Consider the following 5775-nt stretch of genomic DNA (forward strand, 5'->3'; position numbering starts at 1 on the left):
ATGTTGCTGGCCCGCTTCCGGCGTGATCGATCTCCAGGCCACCGCCCTTGAATGAACCGGAGCCATCACCGTTGTTCTCGATGACCACGCCGCCACCCACGAACGATCCTGAGCCGTCACCGTTGTTCTCGATGACCACTCCGTCATCCACCACGCTTCCAGAGCCGTCACCACTGTTCTCTTTCACGGTGCCGTCACCCACCTCCGAGGCTGCACCGTCCTCATACGAGAAGACACTCCCAGCCCGGACGCGCGAGACTCCCTCCGCGGAACATTCCGCCGTGCGAACTGTGACACCGGGGATATCGTCGAGATCTGCGGACAGGTCGATCGTGAAAGCATCCGCAGAGTCGGTGAGTACGGAGATGTCCGGTACGGTGAACAGCGGTACCGCAGGGAAATCACCCGGGGCGTATCCCGGCACTGCCGACACCGTCGCCAAGGCCGTCGCCTCCTGTACAGCCGGTGCTGCAGTCTCGGCTGCGGCCTGTTCGGCCGAGGGCGCTGCCGCGGTACCGCTGCATGCGGTAAGGGTCAGCAGGCTGATCATCGCGACCGAGGTGAACGCCATCTGTGTGCTCTGAAAGTTCGTCATACCTGGAGAATATAGATGCAATGTCGCAGTGTATTCTCCTGCGTGTATCCGTCCTGAGACACCTATTCGCGGCACCGATCCATGAAAATACAAGGCGTCCTGCATGCCGCACACCAGCGCCGCCCTCAGCTCACAGCGGTGACCGGAATATGACCGAAACAACGCTGACGAGTGCGTGCTATTCGGGTAGGTTCTCCCACACGCCCTCCCCGCAGACACACGCAGAGATCACAGGCGCACCACACCTCCGGACGGGCACCGCGGCCGTACCGCGGCGGTAGGATCGTCCTGTGCGCGCCTCCGGTGGCACATCCCCCGCCGGAACAGCGGAAGCGCCCTGACGGAGATGCCCTCGGCCTCGGCGGCTTCCGCACATGGGAGGAGCTGAGACCGTGGGCCTCGAGGAGCTGGAGCTGCTGGCGATCGCCGCCGTCCTCGTGATCGTGGGCGTGTCGTACTTCGCGCAGAAGCTGGGGGTGGCCGCACCCATCCTGCTGGTGGTCGTGGGGCTCGCGCTCAGCGTGGTGCCGGGCATTCCCGTGGTCCATGCGGAGCCGGAGCTGATACTCACCATCGTCCTGCCGCCGCTGCTGTACTCGGCGGCGGTGAACATGCCCGTCGTGGACTTCCGGCGGGACATCGGCACCATCAGCGCGCTGTCCGTGGTGCTGGTGCTCGTCTCCGCCTTCGGCTCCGGTCTGCTGCTGTGGTGGATCTTCCCTCAGCTGAGCCTCGCCGCAGCTGTGGCGGTGGGCGCAGTCGTGAGCCCGCCCGACGCCGTCGCGGCGACCGCCGTGGGCAAGAAGCTGGGTCTGCCCCCGCGCCTCCTCACACTCCTGGAGGGAGAGGGGCTCGTCAACGATGCGACCGCGCTGGTGCTCCTGCGCACGGCGGTGGCGGCGACGGCCGGCACCTTCTCGTTCTGGCACGCGCTGGGCGACTTCGCCTACGCCGTGGTGATCGCGATCGCCGTGGGCGCGGTCGTGGGGTTCGTCTCCGTCTGGGTGCGGTCGAAGATCAACCAGCCCGCACTCACGACCGCGATCTCCTTCGCCGTGCCCTTCATAGCCTTCCTCCCTGCGGAGCGGCTGGGGGCCTCGGGCGTCATCGCGGTAGTGGTGGCCGGCCTCATCACCGGCGCCAAGAGCGCGCGGAAGTTCACGGTGCAGGACCGGAGCGCCGAGCGCACCAACTGGCTGACGGTGCAGATGCTCCTGGAGAACGGGGTGTTCCTGCTCATGGGCCTGCAGCTCATGCACCTCGTGGACGATGTGGAGAACGTGGGCCTGTCCGTGTGGACGGCCATCTGGGTGGGACTGCTCGTCACCGTCGCACTGATCCTCATCCGCGTGGTCTTCGTGGTGCCGGTGGTGCTCGCGGCGCGCCGGCAGCAGAGGTCGGGGAGGGAGAAGCAGGAGCAGTTCGGACAGATCCTCGACCTCGTGGCCGCGGATGAGCACTTCCGCGAGCAGCACGCGGGCCCGCACGCGCAGCGGGAACTGCGCAGGCTGCAGCGACAGCACGCGGACGCACGCTTCTACGCGGACCAGGGCCTGAGCTGGAAGGGCGGAGCGGTTCTCGCCTGGTCCGGCATGCGCGGCGTGGTCACCCTGGCCGCGGCGCAGTCGCTGCCCTTCGACTTCCCCTACCGCACACAGCTCATCCTCATCGCGTTCGTCGTGGCGCTCGTGACGCTGGTGGGCCAGGGCGGAACGCTGCCCGCGCTCATCCGCTTCCTGGGGATCCGGGGGACGGACGAGGAGAACGCCCGCCGGGAGCTGACCCTGCTCATGAGCGAGCTGAGCGAGGCCGCCGCGGAGCAGGTGCTGAACAACCCGGATCTCCGGCGCAGCGACGGCACGCCGTTCGACCCCGCCGTGCTGGAGCGGGCACGGCAGATGCAGACCAGGATGCAGGACAGGCTCCAGGACACCGAGCACACGGAGGAGCAGAACTCCGCCTTCCAGCAGGCGCTGGAGCTCGAGCAGCTGATCCTCGAGGCACAGCACGACGCGCTCAGCGAGGCCCGTTCCGCCGGCACCTACGGCTCCCACACGATCGCCCGCGCCCAGAAGCGGATCGACAGCAGCCACCTGCGCTTCGCCGGCGAGTGAGTGGCGCGGGCTCGGACAGCACACACCGCGTATTCGTCCGGCCGCCCACGCATACGTGGGCGGGTGAGCGCATTCCCGGCGCCGGGGCCGGGCACGCACAGCGCTGTCACCGCGCTGTCACCGCTCCCGAGGCCGCGCCCGCACCCGGATCCGTCGCCCCTGCTCGCCGTGGACGGTGAGGGTCTCCACCGCGGCGGCGTCCACCGGCCCCATCCAGTGCGCCACCCGGGTGTCGAACTCCACGGCCTCTCCGGGCTCCAGGACCAGATCGTGCGTGCCCAGCAGCAGCCGGAGCCTGCCGGAGAGCACGAGCATCCAGACGAAGCCGCGGTGACGGCGCATCTCCTCGGGTTCGTACTCCCAGGCGGGAGCACCGTGGTCGTCGCCGTGGACGTGCGGCACGGGCTCCGGCACCCGGCCGCGCGGCGGATGGATGATCGTCTTCGTCGCGGCGAGGCCGTTGACCGTGGGTGAGAGCGGGATGAGCGTCCGCCCGTCCTTCTCGACGACGTCGAACCGCAGCCGCGGATCGCTGGAGAATCGTGCGCCCACCAGGTCGTCGAGACTCACCCGGTACGCCGAGGCCAGGGCGGCGAGGTGCCCCAGGTGCGGCGTGCGGTTCCCCGTCTCCAGGCGGGACAGCGTGCTCACGGAGATGCCGGTGATCGAGGAGACGGCGGCCAGGCTCATGCCCGCGTGCAGCCGATGACCGCGCAGGGATGCGCCCGCACCGCCGAGCAGCGCTGCCTGGTCCTGAACCTCCACAGGGATCCTCGCTGGAGCCTCCGCGTCGTCCACCGTCCGCCTCCCTCGTGCTTCACCATGTCTGCTCACACCGCGGTTCACCGCCGCGCGATTTGCCGGTACGGCAACGAATCTAGCCTCCACCCGAGCCGCGGGTCGACAGTGAGCACGCATCCGGCCGAAGAGCCGCAGACGAAGACGGAGGAGAGACCATGACAACCCGGACGACCACCACCGCCGACGCATCCGCAACCGGCGAGATCGGCAACGCATCCGCAGCCGGCGAGGCCAGCGAGGCCTCCGCGGCCAGCGAAGTCAGCGAGGTCTACGACGTCCTCATCGTGGGCGGCGGGCCCGCCGGCCTGGGCGCGGCCATCGCACTGGGCCGCGCCCTCCGGAGCGTCCTCGTCGTCGATTCCGGCGCACCGCGCAATGTCCGCGCGGAGGGTGCGCACAACGTGGTGGGCAACGAGGGCATCGCCCCGCTGGACCTCCACGCGAAGGGACGGGAGGAGGCACGCGGCTACGGAGCGGTGGTCGCGGACGGGACCGTGGCCTCGGTCGCGGGTGCGCGTGGGGCGGGATTCACCGCCGAGCTGACGGACGGCACCCGGGTGCGCGCCCGGCGCATCCTTCTCGCCACGGGCGCCCGCGACGTGCTGCCCGCGGTCACGGGCCTGGCCGAGAGATTCGGCCGCGACGCCTTCCACTGCCCGTACTGCCACGGCTGGGAGGTCCGCGGCGAGAGGATCGGCGTGATCGCCACCGGTCCGCTGTGGCCGCACCACGCCCAGCTCATCCGGCAGTGGAGCCCCTCCGTCACCGTCATGCTCGGCGAGCAACCGGAACCGGACGAGGCCCTGCGCGCCCGGCTGGCCGCACGCGGCGTGGAGCTGGTCAGCGGCGCAGTCGAGGAGGTGCTCGTGAAGGAGGACCGGATCACCGGCGTGCGCACGGCCTCGGGCACGGTCCCTCTCGACGCGGTGCTGACCGGAACCTACGTGAGCGTCGAGAGCGCGCTCACCCGCGGCCTCGGAGTGGCCGTGGAGGACCACCCCAGCGGCATGGGTCAGCAGATCACGGTGGACATGCGCGGGCAGACCACGGTCCCCGGAGTCTTCGCGGCGGGCAACTGCGCGGATGTCACAGCGCAGGTGGGAAGCTCCGCGGCGGCCGGGACGATGGCCGGTGCCCAGATCAACATGGACCTGGTCGAGGAGGACTTCGACGCCGCGCTCGCCGGGGCGGCCGGCCCGTCCTGAGCCCTGCGCCTCCTGAGCCCCGCCCATCCTGAGCCCTGCGCCGCTGCGAGGAGCACAGCCCCGACGAGCACCGCCGCGCCGAGTGCGCGCAGGCGGCCGGAGAACGCGGGACCCCTCCGCGTGTCGCCGGTCACCCTTCGCCTAGGCTGGAGGGGACCTCGCATCCCCGATGAAGGGTGGCTCCGTGACCGTCTCCGAGCAGACCAGGCGGCTGCGCAAGCAGGGCTGGTACGGCGCCAAGAAGCACGTGAAGACGGTGCTGAGCCAGCCGCTCCTCCATCCGCTCATGAAGGCGGTGGCTCTGCGATCCCCCGGGCTGGCCGTGCGCCGGCTCCCGGCGCCGCGCTCTCTGCGCGAGGTGCGCGGACACGTCGCCGAGGCCGAGTTCGTCATGCTCCGCCCGGACAGGTGCGAGATCGCCAAGGAGATGTACTGGGGCGGCGGGACCCGCCCGGATCCGCGCGACCGCTTCGCGCTGGAGCTGGTCACGCGGCTCTCGCAGGACGCCCGAGTCCTGCTGGATGTGGGCGCGTACACGGGGGTGTTCAGCCTCGCGGCCGCCGCGGCGAACCCCGCGCTCCGCGTGCTGGCCTTCGACATCGTCCCGCCGGTGGTGCGGATGCTCGAGGCCAATGTGGTCCGGAACCGGATGCAGTCGCGGGTGCAGGTCCGTGGCTTCGGGGTGGGCGATCCCGAGGCCACGATGCACATGCCCTCCGCCGATCGGGGACCCGCGCTGCCGTCCTTCTACTCGCAGGAGATGGACTTCGCCAACGGCGTGGACGTGGGCTTCGTGTCGCTGGACTCCCTCACGGACGAGGGGGAGGGGCTGGGGGGGGCCGGTGCAGGGCCCGCTGCGGGATCCGGTGCGGAGGCCGGCACAGGAGCCGGCACCAGACCCGGCGCAGCTGCCGGCGGACCCGCGTCCCCCGTCGTGATGAAGATCGACGTGGAGGGCGGGGAGACGGAGGTCTTCGCGCACGGGCAGCGGTTCCTCGCCCGCTTCGCCCCGGACATGCTCTGCGAGGTGCTCCCGGGTGCGGACGCCACGGGGCTCGAG

General features: G+C 70.4%; 4 protein-coding genes and 1 pseudogene. 3 read left to right on the forward strand and 2 right to left on the reverse strand.

The annotated features are described in order from the left end of the window. Positions 1 to 595, reverse strand: a pseudogene (locus Q0A33_RS13620) (hypothetical protein); the annotation flags it as partial. Positions 596 to 969: 374 nt separating this feature from the next. Between Q0A33_RS13620 and Q0A33_RS13625 the strand changes: the two are divergent. After that, positions 970 to 2709 carry a sodium:proton antiporter gene (locus Q0A33_RS13625; protein WP_291797846.1) on the forward strand — a complete coding sequence of 580 codons (1740 nt, stop codon included), beginning with the start codon at positions 970 to 972 and terminating at the stop codon, positions 2707 to 2709. Positions 2710 to 2826: 117 nt separating this feature from the next. Here the strand turns inward: Q0A33_RS13625 and Q0A33_RS13630 are convergent, their stop codons facing one another. Then, positions 2827 to 3474, reverse strand: a complete 648-nt coding sequence (locus Q0A33_RS13630; protein WP_291797849.1) for a helix-turn-helix transcriptional regulator — start codon at positions 3472 to 3474, stop codon at positions 2827 to 2829. A 191-nt stretch (positions 3475 to 3665) separates the two neighbouring features. On the opposite strand from Q0A33_RS13630, the gene Q0A33_RS13635 reads away from it, so the two are divergent. Further along, a complete protein-coding gene (locus Q0A33_RS13635; protein ID WP_291797852.1) occupies positions 3666 to 4715 on the forward strand; it encodes an NAD(P)/FAD-dependent oxidoreductase in 1050 nt (349 codons plus the stop codon). Positions 4716 to 4899: 184 nt separating this feature from the next. Beyond that, positions 4900 to 5775: FkbM family methyltransferase (locus tag Q0A33_RS13640; RefSeq protein ID WP_291797855.1), on the forward strand; the 876-nt coding region annotated here is incomplete at its 3' end.

Origin of the sequence: Brevibacterium sp. (genome assembly GCF_022712115.1) — a bacterium.
Lineage (GTDB): Bacteria > Actinomycetota > Actinomycetes > Actinomycetales > Brevibacteriaceae > Brevibacterium > Brevibacterium salitolerans.

Excerpts from the sequence above, each read along its gene's own strand:
- Q0A33_RS13625 (WP_291797846.1), top strand. The coding sequence starts at position 970 with ATGGGAGGAGCTGAGACCGTGGGCCTCGAGGAGCTGGAGCTGCTGGCG.
- Q0A33_RS13635 (WP_291797852.1), top strand. The coding sequence starts at position 3,666 with ATGACAACCCGGACGACCACCACCGCCGACGCATCCGCAACCGGCGAG.